This is a genomic window from Streptomyces sp. NBC_00454 (genome assembly GCF_041434015.1).
GTDB lineage: Bacteria > Actinomycetota > Actinomycetes > Streptomycetales > Streptomycetaceae > Streptomyces.
The window spans coordinates 1,286,128-1,310,064 of the sequence record NZ_CP107907.1; the positions used below are offsets into that span (position 1 = coordinate 1,286,128).

The following is a 23,937-nucleotide window of genomic DNA, read 5'->3' on the forward strand; positions in this document are numbered from 1 at the left end:
TGGGCCTCCCCCGCGACCAGCTAGATCCAATACCCTACTTGACCGTGGAGAACGGCCGTAGGCCCCGGCGGCTACTTCCTGAGGTCGCTGGCAGATTCGAGCCGCTCTTCCTCTACCACGAGGGGGATGGGGATCTGGTTCGCCGCATAGTAGAGCGCGATCAGGAAGTGTGCGACGAGAGTGAGCGGAGCGGAGAAGAAGGACAGGACGACGGTCAAGGGGTAAGCGATCGCGCCAAGTCCAAATCTCAACCGGGTCGCGCGCGCGCCTTCTTTGTCCACCGTTTCATGGAAAAGATGCCCGACCTGAGTGACGTACCACCAGAAAGCAAGGAAGGCGAGGGCGTAGACCACGGTCCAGCCGCTGTAGAGAACGGCCGCCACCTTGGCCGAATCCCCGTCCATGAGGTGTTCGGCGAGGATGTTGGTGGTATATGGAATCACCGATACCACCATCAGCACCAGGAGATTCAGGAACAACAGGGGACGGTCGACGCGCTTGAGGTGACTGAAGATGGTGTGGTGGTTGACCCACATGACGCCGATGATCAGGAAACTCACGACGTACGCCGCGTAGTGCGGCCACTGTTCCAGCAGTCCGTGCCAGAGCTCGCTGCCCTGACCCTCCGGAACCTTCAATTCCAGCACCAGGATCGTGACCACGATGGCGAATACGCCGTCACTGAATGCCTCGACCCGGTTTGTTTCCTGTTCCATGACCTCCCCTTCGGCCGCACCGCGCACACGATCCCACGCGCACGGGGAGGACTCTGCCCCGCCCTCCCCGCACACGCTACCCAGATATCGGGCGTCAGCCGCCGAACCCAGCCGTCTGCCGCCAGATCCGGCCATCGCGGACCACGAGTGTCCCGAACGCATGCTCCGGTTGGCCGTTCAAATTCATGATCGCCCGGTAGAAGATCGTGTCGTCGGTCTCGACGTATTCCTGCAGCTCCACGAGGGTGGGCTTCACCGTCAGGTAGCCGGTGAAGGTCTCGCGCACCGCTTCGATGCCGACCGAGACGCCCTCGAAGCGCAACAGCACGGCGTCCTCGGTGTAGTTCTTCATCACCGCCTCGATGTCCAGCGCGGCCAGCGCCTCCATCTGGCGGACGAACACCGGGTGCAGCGTGGCGATGTCGTACTTGGTCATGTCGACTCCATTCGTTCAACTGGGGCGGGAACTGCCACTGCCTGGAGTGGCACTGCCTGAACTGCCGCTGCCGGACCGCTCGGTGGGCGGTGCGCAGCCCGGGTCGGTGCCGGAGAGCGGCAGCCGGACGGTCATCCGGGTCTCCCCCGGACGTGAGTGGGCCGTGATCGAACCGTGGTGGCGCTGGGTCACGATGCGGTAGCTGAGGTGCAGCCCCAGACCCGTGCCCTTGCCCACGTCCTTGGTGGTGTAGAAGGGCTCGAAGATCCTCGGCAGGGATTCCTCCGGGATTCCCGAGCCCGTGTCGGCGATCTCCACGACCATGCAGACGCCCTCGATCCGGGCGCGCAGGGTGAGCGTGCCGGCGCCCTCCATGGCCGCCGAGGCGTTGTCGACCAGGTTGGTCCACACCTGGTTCAACTCACTCGGATAGCCCGTCAGTTCGGGCAGATCCGGTTCGTACGCACGCACGATGGTGATCCCGGCGAGCTTGGCACGCAGGACGACCAGCGTGTTCTCCAGTCCGTCGGTCACCGCGAAGCGCTGTTCGGGGGCCCGGTCGAGATTGGCGTAATCCCGGGTGGCCGACACCAGTTGGGAGATCCGCGGACCGGCCGCCCGCAGCTCGGCGGCGAGCGAGCGGATCTCCAGGAGCGCCGCGAGGTGGTCCAGGGCGGCGGGCAGGGCCGGCTCGCCGACCCCCTCCAGCCGTTCCAGCAGCCAGCCCAGCTCCAGCCCGAGGTCACTGACCCCCGAGCCGAGCAGTCCGGGACGCTCGGCGCCCGCCTCCTCGGCCCAGTCGGCGATCTCCTCCTCGGCGTCCGCCTGGGCCAGCGGATCGGAGACCACCGGCGGCGCCACCTTGTCCACCTCCTCGGCCAGCCGGTCGAATACGGAGCGCTCCGCGCCCGTGGCGGCCGATCCCCAGGCCTGGGCGGTCCGGGTCAGCTGCTCCAGGGCGGGCGCCAGCTCCTGCGCGGCGCGGGCGACGGCGGCGGCCGGGTTGTTCAGCTCGTGCGCGAGGCCCGCGGCGAGGGTTCCCAGGGCCTCGACGGTGGCCCGTTTGCGGGCCTGGACCTCGGAGGACTTGATGCGCCAGGCCAGCACGGGGATCAGTACGGCGGCCACCCCGTGGCAGCGGGTCAGCATCTCGAAGAAGACCGGCTTCGTATACGCGACCACGGTGGTGGCCGGTCCGCTCGCGGCGGCCGTGGCCACGTACGCCCCGTCCGTGAGCAGCGGCAGTTCGCCGGTGAAGCGGTGGGCCGCGGCGGGTTTGCCGTCGTGGTCGTCGGCGACGGCGCTCTCCTCCTCGGTGGAGTGCCGGGTCAGGACCTCCTCCCGGCCGTCGACGACCTTGGTCACCACGAGCCCGCCGGAGAGCAGGACGTGGAAGCCGGTCGCCTCCTCCCCGTCCCGGAAGAGGACCTCCCCGTCGGCGAGCACCCGGGGTTCGGAGACGGAGACCAGCCAGTCCAGCTGTTCCCCGGTGAGTCCCGAGAAGATCTCCAGCCCGTGCAGGGCCGCCCGCAGTGCGGTGGTGTTCATGCCGTGCTCCCCTCGGACCGGGTGCGGGCGGCCAGCCGCAGGGTGGCGAACAGGGCCAGCGCGCACATGGCGGCGACGGCCGCCATGAAGCCGACCGAAGTCCGGTGCAGGCCGTGGATGTTGGTGAACAGCCCGGCGAGGACGGCCGGCAAGCTCATCGCGAGGTACGCGAAGACGTAGACGGCGGCGGTCAGTTCGCCGCGGTGGGCCGGTTCGGCGAGGGCGCTGAGCGCCCGGAAGGAGCCGAGGAAGGCGGCGCCCCAGCCGGCCCCGAGGACGGCGGTGGCCACCAGGAACACGGGGGCGGAGCCGAGTCCGAGTCCGAGCAGCACCAGGGCCAGGCCGCTCAGCAGGCCGAGCAGTCCGATGACGGCGGTGCGCAGGGCCTCGGTGCGGCCGAGGAGCAGCTGGGCGACGGTGGCGGCGCCCGCGAGGAGCGCCACGGTGGCTCCGCCGGCCAGGTAGTTGGTGGACCGGAGCAGGGAGAGGGCCAGGTGCGGGCCGAGCGAGAGGTAGAACCCGCCGACCGACCAGACGGCGACGATGGTCAGGATGAGGACGGCGAAGCGGCCGCGCGCGGCGGCGGGGATCCGGATCCGGTGCGGCGCGATCCGCAAGCGGCCGCGGCTCGTGACCGCGCCGGCCGCGTCCGGGCCGCCCCGGGCGTCCGGGGCGCTCTCCCGCATCCGCACGACGCCGACCAGGGTGACGGCGAAGGCCCCGACGAGCAGCAGGTAGGTCAGTACGGTCGGGGCGGGCGCGTACTGGACCAGGAGCCCGGCGCCGATCCCGCCGAGGCCGATGCCGATGGTGGGTCCGGCGCTGTTGACCTGGGCGCCGAGCGCGGGCCGGGAGCGCGGGGTGAGTTCCAGCAGGGCGGCGCCCATGGCTCCGGTGGCGAGGCCCACCGCGAGTCCTTGTACGGCGCGGGCGGCGAGCAGCAGTCCGAGCCCCCGGGCTCCGGCGAAGAGGCCCATGGAGACGATGGCCAGGACCAGTCCGGCGCCGAGTACGGGCCGCCGGCCGAGGGTGTCGGACAGCGACCCGAACAGCAGGAGTCCGGCGAGCACGGTGACGGCGTAGAGGGCGAAGACCACCGTGATCACGCCGGAGGACAGGCCCCACTTCTGCTGGTAGAGCACGTAGAGGGCGGAAGGGACGGAGGAGGAGAGCATCAGCAGGACGAGGACCGCGCCCACCACCCAGAAACCGGAGCCTCTGGGCGCACTGGCCGTGTGGGCGGCTGGGTGCAAGGTGACCCCCGTGGTGGTCGCGGTCGGCGCGGTCCGTTCGGACCGTGTGGTCGGTGGGCGCGGTTCCACTGCTTCAACTCCCCCGTGGTGGTCGGTCAGGCGGGTGCCTGCGCCGCCCTCGCGAGCGCGCGGGCGGTGAGCACCCCCGCCAGGTGGCCGAGGTATTCGGCCGAGGTGCCGCGCCCGGGGACGAACAGTTCCCGGGGCTCGGCCCGGAAGGCCGCGAGCACGGCGTCCGTGGTGTACGGGCCCCCGCGCAGCCGGTCTTCGACCCCGCGCAGCCGCAGCGGGCGGGCGGTGGCCCCGGTGACCGCGATGCGCGGCCCGTCGGGGGTGATCCGTACGGCGGTGGCGCACACCGGGTAGCGGGTCGCCCGGTCGGCGGTCTTGGTGAAGGCGGCGGCCCGGCCGGCGGCGGGCACCAGCAGGGCGGTGACGAGGGTGCCCGCCGGGACCCCGGAGGCGGCGAGCTCCTCGGCGGTGACGGTCGTGCGCCCGCCGGGGCCGGCCAGTTCGACGGTGGCCCCGGCGGCGATGGCGGCGACCGGCAGGTCGGTGGCCCGGCCGCCGGCGGCGAGGTTCCCGCCCGCGGTGCCCAGGTTGCGGACCTGGGGGTCGCCGTTGGCGCGGGCCGCGGCCGCGATCTCGGGGGCCTGGGCCAGCAGCAGCGGGTGCGTCGCGAGCTCCGCGAGGGTGGTGAGCGCCCCGATCCGGATCCCGTCGGTCCCGTCGGTCCCGTCGGCGGGCTGCTCGATGCCCCGGAGCTCCTCCAGGCGGCGTACGTCGACGAGCAGGGCGGCGCGCTCCTCCCCGGTACGCAGGCCGGGCAGCAGGCTCTGTCCGCCGGCCAGCACCCGGGCTCCGGGCTGTCCCGCCAGCAGGGCCAGGGCCTCGTCCAGGCCGACCGGGCGGACGTATTCGAACTCGGTGAGGATCACTGGGATTCCCCTCTCAGGCGGCGCCAGACCTTCTCGGGGGTGACGGGCATGTCGATGTGCTGGACGCCGAGGTCGGACAGGGCGTCGACCACGGCGTTGACCACGGCCGCGGCGGGCGGGACGGTGGCGATCTCGCCCGCGCCCTTGGCGCCGAGCGGGTTGTGCGGGGAGGGGGTGGTGGTCTTGTCGAGGGAGAAGAAGGGCGCGTCGATGGCGCGCGGCAGGGCGTAGTGGCCCAGGTCGCGGCTGATCAGGAGCCCGTTCTCGTCGTACTCGGCGGCCTCCATCAGGGCCTGGCCGAGGCCGTGCACGATGGAGCCCTCGATCTGGCCGAGCACCACCTTGGGGTTGCCGATGTTGCCGGCGTCGTCGACGGCGGTGTAGGCCACCACCTCGGTCTCGCCGGTCAGTTCGTCGATCTCGACGACCGCCACGTGCGTGCCGAAGGGGTAGTTGAAGTCCGGCGGGTCGAAGTGGGTGGTCTCGTCGAGGGCCGGTTCGATCTCGGGGGGCAGTCCCCAGCCGTACCACATGGCCATCGCCAGTTCGGCGAAGGTCTTGGCGTTCTCCTCGTTGCCCTCTTCGTGGACCTTGCCGCCCTCGTAGACGACCTTGTCCTCGGGGACGCCGAGGAACACGGCTCCGGCCCTGATCAGCTTGCTCTTGATCTTCCGGGCGGTGAGGGCGACGGCGGGCGCGGCCATGCTGTAGGAGCGCGAGCCGTAGGTGCCCTGGCCGTACGGGGCGCTCTGCGTGTCCCCCTCGTGCACCTGGACCTGCGCGGGGTCGATGCCGAGCTCGTCGGCGGCGACCTGGGCGAAGACCGTGCCGTGGCTCTGGCCGGTGGAGGCGGAGCCCACGGTGACGGTGACCTCGCCGGTCGGGTGGACGCGGATGTTGGCGCTCTCCCAGGTACCGCCGAGCATGCCCTCTTGGGACATCCGGGTGGAGGGGCCGACCCCGCAGATCGCGACGTAGGAGGCGATGCCGACGCCGAGCCGCTTGCCGCGGGCGCGGGCCTCGGTCTTGCGGGCGGGCATGTCGGCGTAGCCGGAGAGCTCGATGGCCCGGTCGAAGTTGAGCTGGTAGTCCCCGGAGTCGTAGGTCCAGCCGAGGCCGTTGTCGTACGGGAACTTCTCCTTCGGCACCAGGTTCTTGCGGCGTACGGCCGCCGGGTCCATGCCGATCTCGGAGGCGTACCGGTCGACGAGCCGTTCCATCAGGAACGCGGCCTCGGCGCGTCCGCTGCCGCGCTGGGCGCCGAGCGAGACGGTGTTGGTGAAGGCGGCGTAGACCTCGCAGAAGGCGGCGTCGATGTCGTACATGCCGCTGATGGAGCGGCCCATCAGGGCGGTGGCCACGCCGGGGCCGATCGTGGAGGGGTACGCGCCGAGGTTGGCGTAGCTGGTGGCCCGCACGGCGGTGATCCGGCCGTCGCGGGTGCCCGCCAGGGTGACGTGCTGGCGGTGGTCGCGGCCCTGGACGGTGGAGTTCATCAGCCCGGTACGGGTGTCCACCCACTTCACGGGCCGGCCCAGCGCCTTGGAGAGCAGCAGGACCAGCGCCATGTCGGGATACAGGTACCCCTTGGTGCCGAAGCTGCCGCCCACGGTCGGGGCGATCACGCGGAGCTTGTTGAAGGGGATGCCGAGGACCAGCGCGGAGAGCAGGAAGCGGTGGTTGTGCGGGCCCTGGGTGGAGGCGTAGAGGGTGTACTCGCCGGTGACGGCGTTGTAGTCGCCGACCGCGCCGCGCGGCTCGATGGGGCTGTTGATGGTGCGCTGGTTGACCAGGTCCAGATCCACGGTGACCTCGGCCGCGGCGATGGCCGCGTCGGTGCGGTCCTTGTCCCCGCAGGTCCAGTACGCGTTGAGGTTGCCGGGGACGGCCTCGTGCAGCTGGGGCGCGCCTTCGGCGAGGGCCTCGTCGGCCCGGGTCACCACGGGCAGCGGCTCGTACTCGACGGAGATCGCGGCCAGCGCGGCGGCGGCCTGGCGCGGGGTCTCGGCGACGACCACGGCGATGGGGTCGCCGACGTGGCGCACGGCGTCGCCGGTCAGCACCGGACGGGCGCCGGGAAGTCCGTAGGGGTGGGGCGGGAAGTGGCTCTCGACCCCGCCGGGTATCCAGATGCACGGCAGCGGCATCACGTCGGTGAAGTCGGCGGCGGTGGCCACCTTGAGCACGCCGGGCAGCTGCTCGGCGGCCTTGGTCTCGATGGAGAGGATCTTCGCGTGGGCCACCAGGCTGCCGAGGATCGCCATGTGGGCGGTGCCCGGCAGGTTGATGTCGCCCACGTACGTGGCTTCCCCGCGCAGCAGCTGCGGGTCCTCGCGGCTGTCCAGCGGCTGCCCGAGCGGTCCGTTGCCCTGGAGAGGGGTCTCCCCCGTCACTGTCGTCATCTCCCCGACCCCTCCTGTCCGGACGCGGCGGCGGTGGCCGGCTCCGCGGTCTCCTGGGCGCGGGCCGCGGAGCAGGCGCGCTGCACTCCCCGTACGACGCTGTGGTAGCCGGTGCAGCGGCACAGGTTGCCGGTGAGCCATTCGCGGATCTCGGGCTCGGTGGGCGGTTCGGGGTCGGCGGCGGTGTTCTCGACGAGTTCGCCGAGGGCCATGACCATGCCGGGGGTGCAGAAGCCGCACTGGGTGCCGTGCTCCTGGCGCAGGGCCTCCTGGAGGCCGCTGAGTTCACCGCCCGGGGTGGTGACGCCCTCGATGGTGGCCACCTCGGAGCCGGCGGCCGACACGGTGAGGATCAGACAGCTCTTGACGGACCGGCCGTCGAGCCGGACGACGCAGGAGCCGCACTGGCCGGTGTCGCAGCCGACCTTGGTGCCGGTCAGTCCCAGGCCGTCGCGGAGCCGTTCGACGAGCAGTTCGTTCGGCGCTGCCGAGAACTGCTCGGGTCTTCCGTTCACGTTCAGTGAGAGGTCCATGCCAGCGCCTGCGCTTCCGTGAGCGGCCGGTTGAAGAGGGGCCCGCCGGGCTGTTGGAGAATTCCTCCGGAGTGCAGCGGGCCGGTGTCGACGGGGGCGAATCCGAGATCCGTGATGATTCCCGCGACGATTTCCTTCGCTTTCCCGTCGTCGCCCGCCGTGAAATGGGCCAGACGCGCGCCCTGGGAGGTGCCGGCGACGGCGAGTGTCTCGAAATGCATGGTGTTCAGGGATTTCACGAGCCGTACGCCGGGATACCAGTCGGCGACGAGTTCGCTGGAGCCCCGCCCGCCCAGATCCCGGGGCGCACCGGGCCCGTTGAACGCGTTGGTGGCGTCGACGAGCACGGTGTCGCGCACGGAGTCCTGCGGCAGCAGCCCCTGGACGCTGTCGAAGGGCACCATCAGCACCAGGACCTCGGCGCGGACCGCGGCCTCGGCGGGGTGCGCCGCCGAGGCCGCGGGGCCCAGTTCGGCCACCAGGGGCGCGAGGCTGCGCGGCCCCCTGGCGTTGGCGAGCACCACCTCGTGGTCCGCGGCCACCAGGATCCTGGCCAGGGTCGATCCGATCCGCCCGGTACCGATGACGCCGATCCGCATGAAGACTCCTCAGGTAGATCCGGGTCCGGAACGGGGCCCGGGGTCAGTCCATGCCGATCCAGACCGACTTGGTCTGGGTGTAGCTCTCCAGGGATTCGGGGCCGCACTCGCGCCCGTACCCGGAGGCCTTGTAGCCGCCGTAGGGCACGGAGGGGTCGTACTGGTTGTAGCAATTGACCCAGACCGTCCCGGCCTTGATCTGCGAGGCGACCCGGTGGGCGCGGCGCAGGTCCTTGGTGTGGACCCCGGCGGCGAGTCCGTACGCGCTGTCGTTGGCGATGCGCACGGCGTCGGCCTCGGTGTCGAAGGGGATGATCGACAGGACGGGGCCGAAGATCTCCTCCTGGGCGATCCGCATGCCGTTGTCCACGCCGGTGAACACGGTCGGCAGGAAGTACAGGCCCGCCGACAGGTCGGCCGAGGTCCCTTCGGGGGTCCAGCCGGTGCCGCCGGTGCGCAGGACGGCGCCTTCCTTCTCCCCGACCTCGATGTACGAGCTGACCTTGTCGAACTGGCCCCGGTGGGCGAGCGGTCCGAAGAGGGTCGCCGGATCGCGCGGGTCGCCCGGCTTGAGGGCGGCGGCCCGGGTGACGAGCCGCTCGACCATCTCGTCGTGGATGGGGCGCTGGAGCAGCAGCCGGGAGCCGGCCGTGCAGATCTCGCCCTTGTTGTAGTAGATGCCGAAGAAGGCCAGTTCCTCGGCGGCGTCGAGGTCGGCGTCGGCGAAGATGATGTTGGCGGACTTGCCGCCGAGCTCCATCGTCACCTTCTTCAGGGTGCCGGCCGACTTCCGGATGATCGACTGGCCGACCGCGGTGGAGCCGGTGAAGGCGATCTTGTCGATGCCCGGGTGGTCGGTGAGGGTCTCTCCCAGTTCCACGCCCGGACCGGTGATGACGTTCAGCACCCCGTCCGGGATCTCCGCCTCCTGGAACAGCTCGGCGATCTTCAGGGCGGTCAGCGGGGTGGCGGGCGAGGGCTTGTGGACGACCGTGTTCCCGGCCGCGAGGGCCGGGGCGATCTTCGTCATGGACAGCAGCAGCGGGAAGTTGAAGGGGGTGATGGCGCACACGACGCCCACCGGCTCGCGCAGGGTGTAGGCGAGCTGCCCGCCGGCCGGGGCCCGCGAGGAGCCGTCCACCCGGGTCACGGCGCCGGCGTAGTAGTGCATGAGCTGGGCGGCCATGGGGGCGTCGACCGTGGAGGAGAAGGCGAACGGCTTGCCCATGTCCACCGTCTCCAGCAGGGCGATCTCCTCCAGGTCGCGCTCGATGAGCTCGCCGACCCGGTTCAGCCGCAGCGCGCGCTCCTGGGCGGAGAGTCTGCTCCAGGGACCTTCCTCGTACGCCCGGCGGGCCGCGGCGACGGCCGCGTCCGCGTCGGCGGCGGCTGCCTGGGCCACCGGTACGATCTCCTGGCCGTCCACGGGGCTGATGTCCGGTTCGGTACGGCCGTCCTGGGCCGAGACCCACTTGCCGCCGATGAACAGTTTCCCGGGATTGGCCAGGGGCCGGTCGCCGATCACGCGCTTGGTCATGACTGGGGGCTGCCTTCCGGTGTCGGAGTACGGGGGCAGGGCGGTCCGGCTAGTGCTGCGGCCGGAAAGGTTTGCCGGGTCGCGGTGTCCGGTGCGGTGCATCGCAAGGCGGAGGGCCACGTCTCGTACTGGACGTACTTGCGTGGTCCGACAACGCGGCGAGGTGCCGTGCCGGGCGCCGCGACCCGGTGAACCTTTCCGGCCACAGCGCTAGCCCTGCGCGAGCTGCGTCAGGAACGTTTCGGCCAGGGCCCTGGAGGAGTACGGGTTCTGGCCGGTGGTGAGCCTGCGGTCCACGACCACGTGCGAGTCCCAGATCGCTTCGGCCTTCTCGTAGCGGGCGCCGAGCCGGGTCAGTTCGACTTCCAGGATCAGCGGGAGGCGCCCGGCCATGTTGGTGACCAGCTCCTCGCTGTGCGAGAAGGCCGTCATCCGGTAGCCCTCGAAGGGCCACCTGCCCTCGCCGTCGCGCAGCGCGAGCAGTGAGGTGTGGCCGTGGCAGACGGTGGCGAGCGGCTTGTCCTGGGCGATGGCCCAGCGCAGGATCTGCGCGAGCTCGTCGGACTTGGGCAGGTCGCCGATGGCTCCGTGCCCGCCGCTGATGTAGATGCCGTCGTAGTCCGCGATGTCCTTCTCGCCCAGGCCTTCCAGGGCGATCGGGTTTCTCAGCTGCGGGGCGTCCTCGATGACCCGGACGTACTCGGCCGCGTTGGCGGCGTCCTCGTCCGGCGAGCCCTCCGGGCGCACCCACCGCAGGAACTGCGGGTCGATGCTGGTCTGGTCGACGGTGGGGACCCGGCCCGCGATCGTCGCCACGTCCACGGTGTGGCCGGCGGCCTTGAAGAGGGAAAAGGGCACGGCGAATTCCTCGGCCCAGAATCCCGAGGGGTGCTGTTCCCCGTCCAGCAGATGAAGCGTGGCCTTGGCCGTCATGACGACGAGAATCTTCATGACTCTTCTCCTTGTCTGGGTGTGCCGGATGTACTGGATGCTGCCTGATTCACTGCCGGATTCGCTGCCGATTCAACACGCCCCCCGCTAGGGGCGTAAGGGGATGACGTCAGGCCCGCGATACTTCGTCACGTGCGTCCAACGCCGAGATGATGGTGTGGAATTCACCGACCAGGGGGTGGTCGGGATGGGCTTCGGCGAATATGCGTTCACCGTAGAGCGCGGCCATTTCCGGCACATAGGGCAGGATTCCGGCCAGGGGGGTGCAGTAGACGTCCTCGGCCCGCCGCCGGGCGGCCTCCCGGTCGATGCCCTCGGGGGCCATGCTCATCACCAGGGTCCGGCGGCAGGCGAGCCGGCCGGTCAGGGCGATGGTCTCCTCGACGCCGAGGAGGTCGATCCGGTCGGCCCGCGCCATGATCATCAGTACGTCGGCGCTCGCCATGGCGGTGACCGACTCGTTGTTGAGCCCGGCGTGGGTGTCCAGGAGCAGGACGTCCAGGTCGTGGTGGACGGCCAGCCGGTTGAAGCCCTCGGGGAGCAGCCCGACGTCGTAGCCGGTGGTCATGAGCTCGCGCAGCGCGGCCGTCCCGGTCCGGGCCGGTACGACGTACAGCCCGGGTAGGGCTTCCTGCGCGGCGGCCTCGATCTCGCACCGCCCCAGCAGGTAATCGGCCAGTGAGGGGCCGGGGCCGAGCCGGAAGAGCAGGTCCAGGGTGGGCGACTGGATGTCCGTGTCGATCACCCCGACCCGGCGCCCCCCGGCCGCGATGAGCAGGGCCAGGTTCGCCAGCACCGAGGACTTCCCGGTGCCACCGCGGTACGAGTGGACCACGACGATCTGGGTCATCAGGCCACGACCTTGTGGACGGCACCGTCCGCGTGCGGCCCCCGCGCCGCGCGTGGCCGGTGCAGGGCCAGCATGGTGACGTCGTCGTGCTGTTCGGCTGTTCCGGTGTGTTCGCGTACGGCCGTGTCCATCCGGTCGACCACCTCCCTGCCGCTCACCGGGGGGCCGGCGAGCAGCTCCAGCATCCGCTCGTCGCCGAGGAAGCTGCCCCTGGGGCAGCGCGCCTCGGGCACTCCGTCGGTGAACACGAAGAGGGTGTCGCCCGGGTTCAACTGGGCGTAGCCGAGTGTGTACACACAGTCCGGAAGCACCCCGACGGCGGGGCCCGTGACCTCCAGGGCGAGCGGTTCGCCGCCGTCGGCGGCCAGCAGCAGCGGCGGGTTGTGGCCGCCGTTGATGTAGACCAGGGATCCGGTGAGCGGGTCGAGCACTCCGAAGAAGAGCGTGGCGAAGTAGCCCTGCCGCAGGTGGTTGCGGGTGAGGTAGCCGTTGGTGGCGGTGACCGCGTTGAGCAGCGGGGTGGCCCCGACGACCGGGATGCGCCGGCTGTTGCCGGTGCGGCCGGCGGCCACCAGGTGCTGGAGCCCGCTGTTCTCGGCGGTGTGCCGCAGCAGGGAGCGGATGAGCGCCATGAAGAGCGCGGCGCCGACCCCCTTGTCGCAGACGTCGGCGACGATGAAGGCGAGGCGGCGGCCGCGGGAGAGCTCGAAGACGTCGTAGAAGTCCCCGGCGACCTGCCGGGCGGGCCGGAAGCACACGTCGATCTCCCAGCCTTCGGGGACCGGCAGCGATTCGGGCAGGAAGCCGGCCTGGATCTCGCGGCCGATCTCCAGTTCCTTCTCGTAGCCCATGAGTTCGGCGCGGGCGTCGGCCTCGCGCAGGGTGCGGCCGAGTCCGGCGCGCTCCGAGCAGCTGTGCAGCCGGGCCCCGACGAGGGAGGGCAGGAAGGGCGGTACGAGGTAGTCGTGGCCGAGCCGGACGTGTTCCTCCAGAGCGGCGAACCCCGTCACGGTCCAGACGACCACGATGGGGGCGCCGGCCCAGCGGCGCAGTCTGCGTACGGCCGTTCGCACCGACTCCCCGTCCGCCTCGGCGGGGACGAGCAGCACATCGGCTTCGGGCAGTTCGTCCAGTGGTCCGGTCAGTAGTTCGGGCAGGGTGCGCCGGACCAGGTCCGCGCCCATCTCCCCGAGCGCGTCGAGCAGTTCGGTGGGCGGTGGCGGGTACTGATCGAGGATGATCACGGTCGTGGAGGGCATGGGTCCGTCCCCTCAGCCATCACTGTCAGCGTGCTGATGTTGCGGCCGTCCCTGCGTACGTAGCCGAACTCGTCCACGCTGGTCAGTGCCAGGTGGATGCCGAGCCCGCCGATCCGGCGCCGCTCCGGGGCGGTCCCCGGATCGGGTGGCAGCCGCCCCCGGGAGGGGTCGAAGGCCGGTGCCGAGTCCTCTATGGAGATCTGGACCCGGCCCGGCCCGGAGCGGCCGCGGACGGTGATCCGTCCGTCGCCGCCCCGGTACCCGTGCATCACGGTGTTCGTGGCCAGCTCGTCCACGGCCAGCCGGATCCGGTACGCGGCGCCCTTGTCCAGGCCCGCCCTTGTGGCCAGCCGCAGGACGAGCGCGGCGATGTCACCCAACGCCCCCATCGTGGCGGGCACTTCGAGCTCGGCGGAGGTCCCCGCCGTTTTGACCGCCTCATCCATCGGCTCAGTCGTCGGAGAGCACGATGCTGCGGTCGAGTCCGGCCGTCCGGATGGTCCGGGAGACGGGCTCGATGGCGCCGACCACCTTGATGGTGACGTGGTCGGCGACCTTCTGCTGGGCGAAGACCAGGGAGCGCAGTCCGGCACTGGCCATGTAGCCGACGCCGGCCATCCGGATCTCGACGGTGCTGGTGCCGTGCCCGGCGGCCTTCTCGATGGTCTGGTGGAAGTCCGGCGCGGTCTTGGCGTCGAGTTCGCCCGCCAGCTCGATCACGGTGGTGTCGCCCTCGATGCTCAGGGACACGGAAAGCGGCATGTGAGTCTCCTTCGGTGCGTGGGCTAGAACTCGGCGTCGGGCGTGCGGCCGACGAGGATCACGACCGAGCGCGGGCCGATCAGGTACTTGCCGGCGTTCTCCAGTTCGAGTTCGCCGCCGGGGGTGCGGATGTCGTGCGGGGCCTCGGCCCCGGTGTCCGCGAAGAGGTGCCAGCTGCGGCCGCCCGGCAGGGCGGGCAGTTCCAGGTCGTGCGCCTCCCAGTGGGAGTTCATGGCCACGTACACCACGTCGTCGTCCCCGGTTCCGCAGCGGGCCACCGCCAGCAGCCGGCTCTCCGGCGACCAGTCGGGCTGCCAGGCCCTCTCCCCGTGCCAGCTGATGTCGGGCAGCCCCAGGCTGTCCCTCAGCTGCCCGGTGGGGTGGGCGGTGGAGCGCAGCTCGCGGTGGTGCTTGCGGAAGGCGATCATCTCCCGTGTGAACCGGAGCAGTTCGGAGTTCTCGTCGACCAGGTCCCAGTCGAACCAGGACAGTTCGTTGTCCTGGCAGTACGTGTTGTTGTTGCCCTGCTGGGTGCGTGCCACCTCGTCGCCGGACAGCAGCATCGGCACGCCCTGGCTGGTGAGCAGGATGGCCATGGCGTTCTTCATCTGGCGGGTGCGCAGCGCGTTGACCCCGGGATCGTCGGTCGGGCCCTCGACCCCGCAGTTCCAGCTGGCGTTGTCGTTGCCGCCGTCGTTGTTGCCCTCGCCGTTGGCCTCGTTGTGCTTGTCGTTGTAGGAGACCAGGTCGGCCAGGCTGAAACCGTCGTGGGCGGTCAGGAAGTTGACCGACGCCGAGGTTCCGCGGCTGGAGTACAGGTCGGGCGAGCCGGCGATCCGGGTGGCGAGGTCGCCGGTGATCCCGGGGTCGCCCTTGAGGAAGCTGCGTACGGTGTCGCGGTACTTGCCGTTCCACTCCGCCCAGCGGCCGTACGCCGGGAAGTTGCCGACCTCGTAGAGGCCGCCCGCGTCCCAGGCCTCGGCGATGAGCTTGGTGTGCCGCAGGACGGGGTCGTAGGCGAGCAGTTCCAGCAGCGGCGGGTTGTGCAGCGGGGTGCCGTCCAGGTCCCGGCCGAGGATGGCCGCGAGGTCGAAGCGGAAGCCGTCGACGTGGTAGTCGGCGACCCAGTGGCGCAGGCAGTCGAGCACGTAGTTGCGCACGACGGGGTGGTTGCAGTTGACGGTGTTGCCGGTGCCGCTGAAGTTGAAGTAGTACCCCTCGGGCGTGAGCATGTAGTACGTGGCGTTGTCGAGCCCCTTGAAGGAGATGGTGGGGCCCTGCTCGTTGCCCTCGGCGGTGTGGTTGAAGACGACGTCGAGGATGACTTCGATGCCGGCCGCGTGCAGGTCCTTGATCAGGGTCCGGAACTCGTCGCCCTGCATTCCGTAGCGTCCGGTGGCCGCGTAGCCGGCCTTGGGCGCGAAGAAGGAGACGGTGTTGTAGCCCCAGTAGTCGAAGAGCTTCTCGCCGGTCTCCGGGTTGGAGCGCGGGTTGTCGCTCTCGTCGAACTCGAACACCGGCAGCAGCTCTATGCAGTTGACCCCGAGCTCCTTGAGGTACGGGATCTTCTCGCGCAGCCCGGCGAAGGTGCCGGGGGCGGTGACGCGCGAGGAGGGGTGCCGGGTGAAGCCGCGCACGTGGGTCTCGTAGACGACGAGGTCCTCGGCGGGGATCCCCAGCGGGGTGTCGTCGCCCCAGTCGAAGTCCTGGAGGCAGACGCGGGAGCGGTACTGGTACCCGCGGCTGCGGTCCGGTTCCACGCCCCAGACGTCGCGGCCGGCGATCAGCCGGGCGTAGGGGTCGGAGAGGACCTGGCGGGCGTCGAAGCGGTGGCCGGTGACGGGGTCGTAGGGCCCGTCGGCCCGGTACCCGTACTCGATGTTCTCGTGGTCGAGGCCGAAGACCGTCATGGCGAAGACGCTGCCGGTGCGGAATTCCTGGGGGAACTCCAGTTCGGCCGTCGGCTCGGGCTCTCCGCGCTTGTAGAGGACCAGGGTCATGGAGGTGGCCTGGTCGGAGAAGACGGAGAAACTGACCCCGCCGGGGACCACGTTGGCCCCGAAGGGGAAGGGCTTGCCGGCCCGGACGCGGTACCCGCCCACCTCGTGGGTCGGGTACGCGTCCACGCGCAGCACCTGTTCGGAAGCCGGCTCGGTCATCGCGCGGCCCGCGCCTGGGCGGTGGCCTTGGCCGCGGCCTTGACGGCGGCCGCCTCGGCTTCTCCGGCGGAGAAGAAGTCGAGGAACCCGGTGGCCGACATGACGAACCGGACTTCCTCGCTCACCCCGTAGAGGGTGACGGCGACCCCGGCGTGCTGGGCCTCGCGGTAGACCACGAGCAGGGTGCGCAGCCCGGCGCTGGAGACGTAGGTGACGGCCGTCAGGTCGATGCGCAGCGGCTTGCCCTCGCGGACCAGCGGCAGCAGGGTCTGCAGCAGCGATCCGGAGGTCTCGCTGTTGATCTCGCCGGTGGCGACGAGCACGGTGCCCGTCTTGTTGCGGCGTTCCTTCACGTTCAGGGTCATTGCTTTCCCCTCTGAGTGGGGCGCCCCCGTTGAGCGCTATTGGGCGGTCGGCCGCAGCCGGACCTTGACCTTGACCCGGCCCTGTACGTCGGGCAGGTGGACGGTCAGCTCGTCCGCGTCGAACTCCTCGTACGGCTTCTCGTCGATCTCCACGGACGCGATCCGCACCGAGCCGGCGGGGAGCAGGTCGGGCGAGACGCGCAGCACGCGGTCGGGGAGGTTCGTCGGGTCGGGCTGGAAGTGGAAGTCCATCTCCCGGCCGTTGACGAGCAGGTTGTTGTAGACGGCGGAGAGGTAGCAGAGCTCCGCCGAGTGGTACATGGACATCGAGTGACTGCCCTTGAGCCGCTCCGTGCCGAGCAGGTACGGGGTACCGCTGGCGAGCACGTTGAAGTAGACGGCGCCCTCGTCGTGGTCGAGGAAGAAGGTGTTGTAGAAGGACTGCGCCTGCCGGGCCTCGCGCAGGAACTCGTCCCCGCCGACGGTGCCGTTCAGGATGAGGTAGGCGAGGATCGCCTGCTCCTGCTGCCACCAGGCCTTGCGGTCGTGCCAGGCGAAACGATACGTCTCCTCGTCCCCGGACTTGACCCGCTCGACCACGTCGTACCAGCCGCCGCGCTGTACGTCGCTGCCGACGGCCGGCATGATCTCGCCGATCTTCCGGGCGAGCTGCTCGTAGGCCGGCTTGGCCTTCAGCGAGTTCATCCGCATCAGGTTCCAGGCGATCTTCAGGTTGTGGCCGACGACCGCGCGGTTCTGCTGCCAGCTGTGCGCGGTGTCGTGCGACCAGTCGCGGAAGAAGCGCTCCTGGACGAAGGGGCTGTTCTTGTAGTCCGGGAACTTGTCCGCGATCGTGTCGAAGGTGTACTCGAGGAAGTCGGCGTAGCGCTGCTCGCCGGTCGCCAGGTACAGGTTGATCAGGTACGCGGGCGCGTGGTCGCCGACCGAGTTCCAGTTCTTGCGCTCCGCGTTCTCCCCGAGGGACTCGTGGTCGGCGCTGAAGAGGATCGGGTCGATGTGCGAGTAGTAGCCGCCCTGCTCCGGGTCCTTGAAGAACTTGTCGAACAGCCGGATCGTGGCGTCCGCGTCGTTCTTGATCCGGATGTCGCCGGTGACCCGGTAGGTCTGGATCGGCCCCGCCAGCGCGTAGATCTGCTCGTACATCGGGATCGCGTCGTAGTCGTCGGAGAACTCCGAGGTGAACAGCTTGCGTTCGCTGTCCCCGTCGACGCTGATGCCGTGGTACCAGAAGACCACGTCCTCCTCGCTGTCCACGACCCGCATGTGCTTGCGCAGGTACTCGGTGCCGCGCTCGGCGACCTCCAGGTACTCGTCCTTGCCGGTCAGCAGGTAGGCCGAGGCCATGCCGTAGACCAGGCGGGAGATCGTGTCGGTCTCCTGGACATGGCTGGCGGTCTTGTCCCCGCCGAGCCGGATCTCGGTGCGGTACTCGGTGAAGTCCACCGGCCCGTCCCCGAACTGCGCCCGCTTGTAGAAGTCGGCCAGCGATTCGATCTGCTTGACCCACCAGCTGGGCTCCTCGAAGCGGTAGTCCTCGGCCCCGCGGCCCAGGAACACCAGGCGCTTGGCCTCGAAGCGGCCGCCGTGCTCGGGGTAGTGGACCCCGTAGACGTAGAGGAACCGGCCCGGCGAGAGCATCTCGTCGATGTGCCCGGAGGCGTCGATGTACGGCTCGTCCAGGTTGCGGACCAGCTCGGCACTGGGGTCGCCGGCCAGCGAGACCTCGAACTCCCGGCCGTCGGAGGTCTTCAGGCGCAGCAGCCGGGACTCCGAGTCGAAGCGTCCGACGTAACCGGCGATCGTGTCGGAGAAGGAGAAGCTCACGGCATCCGCCATGTCATACACCGTCCTTGTCGTGGGAGCTTTCGTCCTCGAACCCCTGGCTGACCTCGACGATCACCCCGTCGGGATCGCGGACCCACACGGTCCGCCACCCGCAGATGAAGTCGTCGAAGTCCAGTGGCCCCAGGGTCACTTCGGCCGCGTCGCCCAGCTGCGCCAGGAACGCGTCCACGCTGTCGGTCTGGAAGGCCAGGTGGCGCATCCGCCCCGGGGCCTGCGGCCCGTCCTCGTGCGCCGCGCGGGCCGGATCGGTGCCGGCCGCGAAGAGCTCCAGGTACACCTCGCCCTGGCGCAGGAAGACGATCCGCGACTCCCCCAGGTCGACCACCCGGGCCCGGGAGAATCCGAAGTGCCGGGTGTAGAACTCCTCGGTGGTCTTCTGGTCCACGCAGTTCAGGCCCACGTGCGACCAGCGCATCGGCCCGGTGGCCCCGCCGGGTCCGACCGGCCCCATCAGCCGGCCCTCCGGCCCCGCCCGGCCGCGATCAGCTCGATGATCCGGCGGGCGAACAGGTGGTGGTGGGCGCCGGTGCGGCCGGTGACCAGGTCGCCGTCGACCACCACGTCCTCGTCCACGTACTCGGCGCCCATGTTGCGGACGTCGCCGATGAGGTTGTTGTGGCAGACGACCTTGCGGCCGCGCACCTTGTCCGGGATCGAGGCGGCCAGCCACATGCCGTGGCAGATGATCCCCTTGAGGACCGTCGGCTCCTCGAAGGCCCGGCGCAGCAGCTCCGTCGCCGGTGCCAGTACGTCCACGTCCTCGGTGTAGCGCAGCCGGTCCGCCACCATGCCCGAGGGCACGATGATCGCCGCGTACCGGCGCAGGTCCTCGTCGCTGAGCCCCTCCAGGGACTTCTCGGCGGTGAACGGCGCCCGGTACTCGTGCCCGGAGAACGTGATGGAGTCGTTGCCCCACAGCCGGGTCAGGAAGTCGACCTCGGCGCCCTCCTCGGCGAACCGGTGCTGATAGTAGAAGATCTCCGGCTCGTAGAAGTCGCTCTCGACCAGGACCGCGATCCGGGTCCCGGAGAGCGCGCCTTCGCGCAGTACGGCTTCAGGCACCGCGAACCCCCCTGTCCAGGCCGCGGATCAGGTCCGCGGCGCGTTCGGCGATCATGGCGATGGCGGTGTGGCAGTTGCCCGACGGGACGGCCGGCATCACGCTCGCGTCCACCACCCGCAGGTTGCGTACGCCGTGCACCCGCAGTTCGGGGTCGACGACCGCGAGGTCGTCGATGCCCATGCGGCAGGAGCCCGCCTGGTGGTGGTAGCTCTCCGACTTCTGCTTCACGAAGGTGCGCAGGTCCTCGTCGGAGACGTAGCCGGGTCCGGGCTGGAGCTCCTGCTTGTACCAGGGCGAGAAGGCGGAGGTCGCGAAGATCTCCCGGGCGAGCTTGACCCCCTGCACCATCCGCTCCAGGTCCCAGCGGTCGCCCAGGTAGTTCGGGTTGATCAGCGGGTGAGCCAGCGGATCGGCGCTCGCCAGCCTGATCCAGCCGCGCGAGACCGGGCGTACGACACCCGGCAGGATGGACACCGTGTCGGGGTGGTCCCGGCCGACGATCACGTCGAACGGCACGTGCACGAAGGCGATCTGCAGGTCCGGCGCGGGCAGCCCGGGCCGGGACGAGAGGAACAGCGCGCTCTCCGACAAGTTCTGCGCGGGCGGCGGGAGTTCCTGGTTGACCTCGGCCATCAGCCCGGTCAGCACGTGGTTGTGGAAGTTCTCGCCGACCCCGGGCAGGGCCGCGACCGTCGGGATCCCGTGCTCGCGCAGCTGCTCGGGGTGCCCGATCCCGGAGAGCAGCAGCAGCTTCGGCGATTCGATCGCCCCGGCGGCCACGATCACCTCCCGGCGGGCCCGTACGGTGTGCAGCCCGGGTCCGGCCGGCGTGCTGTGGCTGTCGCGGACGGTCCGCCCCGGGATCTCCGCGGGCGGCGCCAGCTGTACGTACTCCACCCCCGTGCAGGTGTCGCCGTCGAAGAGCAGCCGGGTGCTCTGCGCACTGGTGCGCAGGGTCAGGTTCGAGCGGTCCAGGGACGGCTCCAGGTAGGAGGCGAGAACGCCCTGGCGGCGGCCTTCGGCCACGTCGATGTGGTGCCAGCCGGTGCCGAAGAGCCCGCGCCGCGGTCCGTCGGTGTTGAAGTCCGCGATCTCCTCGTGGCCGAGCTCGACGGCCGCGTCGATGAAGGCGCGGGAGACCGGATTGGGGCCGTGCCGACCGGCGTTGGTGATCCGCTGGGGGCCCCGGGTGCCGGTGGTGGCGGCGGTGGCGTCCTCCTGGCCCTCCAACAGGGCGAAGTAGGGCAGCACGTCCTCGTACGCCCAGCCGGCCGCGCCCTGGTAGGCCCAGTTGTCGAAGTCCGAGGCGTGGCCCCGGATGTGCATCATGATGTAGAGGTTGCTGCTGCCCCCGGGTGCCTTGCCGCGCGGCTCGTACGTGCGGCGGCCGTCGAGGCCGGGCTGCGGGACGCTGGTGTAACCCCAGTCCACGGGCCCGCCGAGCAGCTTGTACCAGGAGGACGGGTCGTCCACCTCGGGCGGGATGCGGCCCGCGCCGGCCTCCAGGACCAGGACGGTGACGTCCGGGTCCTCGGAGAGGCGGCTGGCCAGGACACTGCCCGCGGTGCCGGATCCCACCACGATGTAGTCGTACTCGTCGTACTCGTCTGTGGCCATCGCGCGCCCCCTCAGCCCTGGCCGAGCACCTGGAAGGGAACCGTGTCGTGGAAGTTCGCCATGTAGACGATCTTTCCGTCCACGATCCGGAAGAAGTTCATGACCTCGGCCTCGATCTCCTTCCCCTCGGGGGTGACCGCGGTCAGGTGGGAGACGGCCGCGGCCTTCTCCCCGTCGACGAGGAAGTGCACGGGCTCGTTCCGGAAGACCCGGTACATCGCGCCCATGCCCTTCATCATCGACCGCAGCAGTTCCAGGCCCTCGATGTGGCCGGCCAGCTGCTCGTCCATGACCTGGTCCTCGGCGAAGAGGTCGCACCACCGGTCCCAGTCACCGGAGTTGGCGTACTCGTAGTACTTCTGCAAGATCTGCCGCGCGTCCATGACACTCATCCCCCTATCCGTCCCTTCGGGTTCCGTCCGGCGCGAAGGGCGCCCAGAACTGGCTGAAGGCCGTGGCCGAGTCGCCGAACAGCCCGTCGTGGCCCTCCACGATCCGGCCGTCCCGCCAGCGCATGAAATGGAAGACCCGGTAGTCCATCCGCTCGTACGGGGAGCTGCTCGACTCGTCGGCGCCGCCGCGCAGGGCGACGTTGCGGCAGACGTCCGCGCTGCAGTCCTCGCCGACGAGGACCGCCTCCAGGTCCATGCGGAAGGTGCCCCCGGTGAGCTTGTGGGTCTGGCCCATCAGTTCCAGGAAGGCGTCCAGGCTCTCGTACCAGCCGGCCAGCGGGTGGTTGCCGGGGACCTGCCAGCGCAGGTCCTCCGCGTAGTACTCCAGGATCCTGGCCCGGTCGCCGGAACCGAGGGCGCGGTACGCCGCCTCGACCCGCTCCCGTGTCACTTCGGTCATCGTCGCTTCTCCTTCGGCTGCGCCGCGTCGGGCGGTCAGACGGTCAGGCAGTCAGGCGGTCGGGCGTCAGAGGGAGGCGGAACCGGGCATGGCCGCCAGCTCGTTGACGGTGTACTGCCGGATCAGCGGCCCGTCGGGCCCGGCCACCACCGTCCAGGTCTGGTCGGCGTCGAAGCCGAGCCACCGGCTGCGGGCGGCGGGCGGGTCCCAGATCTTGGCCTGCCAGTTGACGAGGACCCGGACGATCGCCCGGTCCCCCTCGATGACGGGCTCCACCTTGGTGACCGTGTGCACCTCGTCGAAGAAGCGGTGGGTGACCGCCTCGTACCAGCGGCCGAAGCCCTGGTGGCCGAGGAAGGTGTCCTCGGGGACCTTGAACTCCAGGTCCTCGGTGATCAGGGCGAGCACCTGGTCCAGTGCGACGTGCTGGTCCAGGGCCACGTACCAGTTGTCGGCGAAGGCGCGGATCGCGTCCTCGGTCAGCCGCTCGGCGGGCATGCGGTCTCCTCCTGTCCGTGGTGGTGTTCGGATCCGTGGGGGCTGTTCAGATCTGTACGTCGACCAGGAACGGTCCGGGGTGGGCCAGCATCCGGCCCACGGCGGCGACCGCCTCGTCCGGCTTCTCCACCCGCATCCCGCCCGCACCGAGCGACCGGGCCAGCCCCGCGAAGTCGATCTCGGGCCGGGAGAGGTCGAAGGAGCCCGGGAAACCGTGCTCGGGGATCTCCCGCTCCCGCCAGTACTGGGCGATGTTGTCGTCCAGCAGCCGGTACTTGCGGTTGTTGCAGACCACGAACTTGGCCTCGATGCCGTGCCGGGCCGCGGTCCACAGCGCCTGGTAGGTGTACATCGACCCGCCGTCGCCCGCGAAGCCGACGACGAGCCGGTCCGGGCGGGCGAGCTTGGCCCCGACCGCCCCCGGGAAGCCCACCCCGAGCGAACCGCCCCGGGTGAGGTGGTAGTCCCCCGGCCGCTCCGGAGGCAGGTACCGGGTGACCAGCGGGGAGGTGGTCAGCGCCTCGTCGAAGACGATCAGGTCCCCGCCGGTGCGCTCGGCCAGGGTCCGCAGGAAGACGGCCATCGGCGTACCGTCCGCCTCGGACCCCGCGAGGAGTCCCGCGCGGGCCCGTTCCCGGGTCCGCGCGTCCAGCCGGCCTGCGGCCGCCGCCCGCTGCCGGGGGGTGAGCACCTGCTCCAGTACGCCGGCCAGCGCGCTCAGCGCGCGCCGCGGATCGGCGGCGATCCCGAGGTCCACCGGATGGTTCTTGGCGATCTCGTAGGCGTTCAGGTCGATGTGCACGACCTTGGCGCCCGTCCGGAAGGGGCTCTCCAGCTCGGGGAACACCTCGGGGAAGACGTAGGTGCCCACGATCAGCACCCCGTCCGCGTCCCCGATCAGCTCCTTGCTGTGCGGGCCGAACATGTGGCCCGTCTGGCCGCGGCGCAGCGGGTGCGAGGCCGCGATGTTCACCTCGGAGGAGTCGACCTCGTAGACGTCGGCGCCCAGCAGCTCGGCGACGGCGACGAGTTCGCGCTGCGCCCCGGCCAGGGAGATCCCGTCGCCGACGAGGACGACGGGCCGCTCGGCGGAGGCGAGCAGTGCGGCCGCCCGCCCCACCGAGGCCGGCGAGGGCGCCACGTCCGTGAGCACCGTCGTGGCGGGCAGCACGGGCTCGGAGTTCAGCTCGTCCAGCACGTCCATCGGCAGCGCCACGAACACCGGGCCGCGCGGCGGGGTCAGGGCGATCTTCACCGCCCGGCGGACGGTGCGCAGCACCGAGTGCCGGTCGGTGACCCGGGTCGCGTACTTGGTCACCGGCTTCGCCATGGCCACCAGGTCGCAGGCCATCTGCGCGTCCATGGCGTCGTAGCGCACCCCGGCGTCGCCGGCGATCACCACGAGCGGGGTGTGGCCGCGCAGCGACTGGTAGAGCATGCCGATCCCGTTGCCCAGCCCCACCCCGGAGTGGAGCTGGAGCAGGGCCGCGCCGCCGGTGGCCCGTGCGTAGCCGTCGGCGATGCCGGCGGCCACGGTCTCCTGGAGGGCGAGCACGTACTGGAAGTCCTCCGCCGCGTCGACCGCGTCGAGGAATCCCTGTTCCACCGTCCCCGGATTTCCGAACATGATGTTCAGGCCGTCCGCTTTGAACTGGTCGATCAGCCTTTCCCGTCCGGGAGTGGCTCCGGAACTCATCGAACTCCCCCTCTTTTTCCGCTGCGTTGCCGGGACG

Annotated in this window: 24 protein-coding genes; all 24 read right to left on the bottom strand. The window is 70.4% G+C overall.

Annotation, left to right across the window (positions count from 1 at the left end):
• Positions 1-71: 71 nt before the first annotated feature.
• The 24 genes from OHU74_RS05930 to OHU74_RS06045 all read right to left on the bottom strand — a co-directional run bounded on the left by OHU74_RS05930 (position 72) and on the right by OHU74_RS06045 (position 23,900).
• Positions 72-716, bottom strand: a complete 645-nt coding sequence (locus tag OHU74_RS05930; RefSeq protein ID WP_371614926.1) for a TMEM175 family protein — start codon at positions 714-716, stop codon at positions 72-74.
• Positions 717-810: 94 nt separating this feature from the next.
• The gene (locus OHU74_RS05935) at positions 811-1,152 is read right to left on the bottom strand and encodes a nuclear transport factor 2 family protein (RefSeq protein ID WP_330295359.1); all 342 of its coding nucleotides are present in this window, start codon (positions 1,150-1,152) and stop codon (positions 811-813) included.
• Between the two features lie 15 nt (positions 1,153-1,167).
• Entirely contained in the window at positions 1,168-2,700 is a 1,533-nt protein-coding gene (locus OHU74_RS05940) for an ATP-binding protein (protein ID WP_371614928.1), read from the bottom strand.
• Positions 2,697-3,953, bottom strand: a complete 1,257-nt coding sequence (locus tag OHU74_RS05945) for an MFS transporter (RefSeq protein ID WP_371614929.1) — start codon at positions 3,951-3,953, stop codon at positions 2,697-2,699. The genes OHU74_RS05940 and OHU74_RS05945 overlap by 4 nt, the downstream gene beginning before the upstream one ends.
• 95 nt (positions 3,954-4,048) lie before the next feature.
• Entirely contained in the window at positions 4,049-4,891 is an 843-nt protein-coding gene (locus tag OHU74_RS05950) for a xanthine dehydrogenase family protein subunit M (protein WP_371614930.1), read from the bottom strand.
• The gene (locus tag OHU74_RS05955; protein ID WP_371614931.1) at positions 4,888-7,293 is read right to left on the bottom strand and encodes a xanthine dehydrogenase family protein molybdopterin-binding subunit; all 2,406 of its coding nucleotides are present in this window, start codon (positions 7,291-7,293) and stop codon (positions 4,888-4,890) included. The genes OHU74_RS05950 and OHU74_RS05955 overlap by 4 nt, the downstream gene beginning before the upstream one ends.
• Positions 7,290-7,826 carry a (2Fe-2S)-binding protein gene (locus tag OHU74_RS05960; protein ID WP_371614932.1) on the bottom strand — a complete coding sequence of 179 codons (537 nt, stop codon included), beginning with the start codon at positions 7,824-7,826 and terminating at the stop codon, positions 7,290-7,292. Before OHU74_RS05960 ends, OHU74_RS05955 begins: the two co-directional genes overlap by 4 nt.
• Positions 7,811-8,425, bottom strand: a complete 615-nt coding sequence (locus OHU74_RS05965) for an NADPH-dependent F420 reductase (protein WP_371614933.1) — start codon at positions 8,423-8,425, stop codon at positions 7,811-7,813. The genes OHU74_RS05960 and OHU74_RS05965 overlap by 16 nt, the downstream gene beginning before the upstream one ends.
• A 43-nt stretch (positions 8,426-8,468) precedes the next feature.
• The gene (locus OHU74_RS05970) at positions 8,469-9,962 is read right to left on the bottom strand and encodes an aldehyde dehydrogenase (protein WP_371614934.1); all 1,494 of its coding nucleotides are present in this window, start codon (positions 9,960-9,962) and stop codon (positions 8,469-8,471) included.
• Positions 9,963-10,172: 210 nt separating this feature from the next.
• Positions 10,173-10,913, bottom strand: coding sequence for a type 1 glutamine amidotransferase domain-containing protein (locus tag OHU74_RS05975; protein WP_371614935.1), 741 nt, complete (start codon positions 10,911-10,913; stop codon positions 10,173-10,175).
• A 109-nt stretch (positions 10,914-11,022) separates the two neighbouring features.
• Positions 11,023-11,763, bottom strand: coding sequence for an AAA family ATPase (locus OHU74_RS05980; RefSeq protein WP_371614936.1), 741 nt, complete (start codon positions 11,761-11,763; stop codon positions 11,023-11,025).
• Positions 11,763-13,022 carry a PP2C family protein-serine/threonine phosphatase gene (locus OHU74_RS05985; RefSeq protein WP_371614937.1) on the bottom strand — a complete coding sequence of 420 codons (1,260 nt, stop codon included), beginning with the start codon at positions 13,020-13,022 and terminating at the stop codon, positions 11,763-11,765. The genes OHU74_RS05980 and OHU74_RS05985 overlap by 1 nt, the downstream gene beginning before the upstream one ends.
• Positions 13,004-13,468 (bottom strand): ATP-binding protein, encoded by a 465-nt coding sequence (locus OHU74_RS05990; RefSeq protein WP_371614938.1) that lies wholly within the window; start codon positions 13,466-13,468, stop codon positions 13,004-13,006. Before OHU74_RS05990 ends, OHU74_RS05985 begins: the two co-directional genes overlap by 19 nt.
• A 4-nt stretch (positions 13,469-13,472) precedes the next feature.
• Complete coding sequence (locus OHU74_RS05995) at positions 13,473-13,784, bottom strand: STAS domain-containing protein (protein ID WP_330295371.1); 312 nt, start codon at positions 13,782-13,784, stop codon at positions 13,473-13,475.
• Positions 13,785-13,807: 23 nt separating this feature from the next.
• Complete coding sequence (gene glgX / locus OHU74_RS06000; RefSeq protein ID WP_371614939.1) at positions 13,808-15,943, bottom strand: glycogen debranching protein GlgX; 2,136 nt, start codon at positions 15,941-15,943, stop codon at positions 13,808-13,810.
• A complete protein-coding gene (locus tag OHU74_RS06005; RefSeq protein WP_371614940.1) occupies positions 15,940-16,308 on the bottom strand; it encodes an STAS domain-containing protein in 369 nt (122 codons plus the stop codon). The genes glgX and OHU74_RS06005 overlap by 4 nt, the downstream gene beginning before the upstream one ends.
• 36 nt (positions 16,309-16,344) lie before the next feature.
• A complete protein-coding gene (locus OHU74_RS06010) occupies positions 16,345-18,165 on the bottom strand; it encodes an AGE family epimerase/isomerase (protein WP_371614941.1) in 1,821 nt (606 codons plus the stop codon).
• Position 18,166: 1 nt separating this feature from the next.
• The gene (locus OHU74_RS06015) at positions 18,167-18,625 is read right to left on the bottom strand and encodes a VOC family protein (RefSeq protein WP_371614942.1); all 459 of its coding nucleotides are present in this window, start codon (positions 18,623-18,625) and stop codon (positions 18,167-18,169) included.
• Complete coding sequence (locus OHU74_RS06020) at positions 18,625-19,236, bottom strand: DJ-1/PfpI family protein (RefSeq protein WP_371614943.1); 612 nt, start codon at positions 19,234-19,236, stop codon at positions 18,625-18,627. The genes OHU74_RS06015 and OHU74_RS06020 overlap by 1 nt, the downstream gene beginning before the upstream one ends.
• Positions 19,229-20,854, bottom strand: coding sequence for a GMC family oxidoreductase (locus OHU74_RS06025; protein WP_371614944.1), 1,626 nt, complete (start codon positions 20,852-20,854; stop codon positions 19,229-19,231). The genes OHU74_RS06020 and OHU74_RS06025 overlap by 8 nt, the downstream gene beginning before the upstream one ends.
• An 11-nt stretch (positions 20,855-20,865) precedes the next feature.
• Positions 20,866-21,246 (bottom strand): nuclear transport factor 2 family protein, encoded by a 381-nt coding sequence (locus OHU74_RS06030; protein WP_371614945.1) that lies wholly within the window; start codon positions 21,244-21,246, stop codon positions 20,866-20,868.
• 4 nt (positions 21,247-21,250) lie between these two features.
• Positions 21,251-21,706, bottom strand: coding sequence for a nuclear transport factor 2 family protein (locus OHU74_RS06035; RefSeq protein WP_371614946.1), 456 nt, complete (start codon positions 21,704-21,706; stop codon positions 21,251-21,253).
• A gap of 66 nt (positions 21,707-21,772) precedes the next feature.
• A complete protein-coding gene (locus tag OHU74_RS06040; RefSeq protein WP_371614947.1) occupies positions 21,773-22,204 on the bottom strand; it encodes a nuclear transport factor 2 family protein in 432 nt (143 codons plus the stop codon).
• 46 nt (positions 22,205-22,250) lie between these two features.
• Positions 22,251-23,900, bottom strand: a complete 1,650-nt coding sequence (locus OHU74_RS06045; protein WP_371614948.1) for a thiamine pyrophosphate-binding protein — start codon at positions 23,898-23,900, stop codon at positions 22,251-22,253.
• Between the last annotated feature and the right edge of the window lie 37 nt (positions 23,901-23,937).

What these genes read in the sequence shown, in the direction of transcription:
- OHU74_RS05930 (WP_371614926.1), bottom strand. Translation starts at nt 716, where the DNA reads ATGGAACAGGAAACAAACCGGGTCGAGGCATTCAGTGACGGCGTATTC.
- OHU74_RS05935 (WP_330295359.1), bottom strand. Translation starts at nt 1,152, where the DNA reads ATGACCAAGTACGACATCGCCACGCTGCACCCGGTGTTCGTCCGCCAG.
- OHU74_RS05940 (WP_371614928.1), bottom strand. Translation starts at nt 2,700, where the DNA reads ATGAACACCACCGCACTGCGGGCGGCCCTGCACGGGCTGGAGATCTTC.
- OHU74_RS05955 (WP_371614931.1), bottom strand. Translation starts at nt 7,293, where the DNA reads ATGACGACAGTGACGGGGGAGACCCCTCTCCAGGGCAACGGACCGCTC.
- OHU74_RS05960 (WP_371614932.1), bottom strand. Translation starts at nt 7,826, where the DNA reads ATGGACCTCTCACTGAACGTGAACGGAAGACCCGAGCAGTTCTCGGCA.
- OHU74_RS05965 (WP_371614933.1), bottom strand. Translation starts at nt 8,425, where the DNA reads ATGCGGATCGGCGTCATCGGTACCGGGCGGATCGGATCGACCCTGGCC.
- OHU74_RS05970 (WP_371614934.1), bottom strand. Translation starts at nt 9,962, where the DNA reads ATGACCAAGCGCGTGATCGGCGACCGGCCCCTGGCCAATCCCGGGAAA.
- OHU74_RS05975 (WP_371614935.1), bottom strand. Translation starts at nt 10,913, where the DNA reads ATGAAGATTCTCGTCGTCATGACGGCCAAGGCCACGCTTCATCTGCTG.
- OHU74_RS05980 (WP_371614936.1), bottom strand. Translation starts at nt 11,763, where the DNA reads ATGACCCAGATCGTCGTGGTCCACTCGTACCGCGGTGGCACCGGGAAG.
- OHU74_RS05985 (WP_371614937.1), bottom strand. Translation starts at nt 13,022, where the DNA reads ATGCCCTCCACGACCGTGATCATCCTCGATCAGTACCCGCCACCGCCC.
- OHU74_RS05990 (WP_371614938.1), bottom strand. Translation starts at nt 13,468, where the DNA reads ATGGATGAGGCGGTCAAAACGGCGGGGACCTCCGCCGAGCTCGAAGTG.
- OHU74_RS05995 (WP_330295371.1), bottom strand. Translation starts at nt 13,784, where the DNA reads ATGCCGCTTTCCGTGTCCCTGAGCATCGAGGGCGACACCACCGTGATC.
- glgX (WP_371614939.1), bottom strand. Translation starts at nt 15,943, where the DNA reads ATGACCGAGCCGGCTTCCGAACAGGTGCTGCGCGTGGACGCGTACCCG.
- OHU74_RS06005 (WP_371614940.1), bottom strand. Translation starts at nt 16,308, where the DNA reads ATGACCCTGAACGTGAAGGAACGCCGCAACAAGACGGGCACCGTGCTC.
- OHU74_RS06010 (WP_371614941.1), bottom strand. Translation starts at nt 18,165, where the DNA reads ATGGCGGATGCCGTGAGCTTCTCCTTCTCCGACACGATCGCCGGTTAC.
- OHU74_RS06015 (WP_371614942.1), bottom strand. Translation starts at nt 18,625, where the DNA reads ATGGGGCCGGTCGGACCCGGCGGGGCCACCGGGCCGATGCGCTGGTCG.
- OHU74_RS06025 (WP_371614944.1), bottom strand. Translation starts at nt 20,854, where the DNA reads ATGGCCACAGACGAGTACGACGAGTACGACTACATCGTGGTGGGATCC.
- OHU74_RS06030 (WP_371614945.1), bottom strand. Translation starts at nt 21,246, where the DNA reads ATGAGTGTCATGGACGCGCGGCAGATCTTGCAGAAGTACTACGAGTAC.
- OHU74_RS06035 (WP_371614946.1), bottom strand. Translation starts at nt 21,706, where the DNA reads ATGACCGAAGTGACACGGGAGCGGGTCGAGGCGGCGTACCGCGCCCTC.
- OHU74_RS06040 (WP_371614947.1), bottom strand. Translation starts at nt 22,204, where the DNA reads ATGCCCGCCGAGCGGCTGACCGAGGACGCGATCCGCGCCTTCGCCGAC.
- OHU74_RS06045 (WP_371614948.1), bottom strand. Translation starts at nt 23,900, where the DNA reads ATGAGTTCCGGAGCCACTCCCGGACGGGAAAGGCTGATCGACCAGTTC.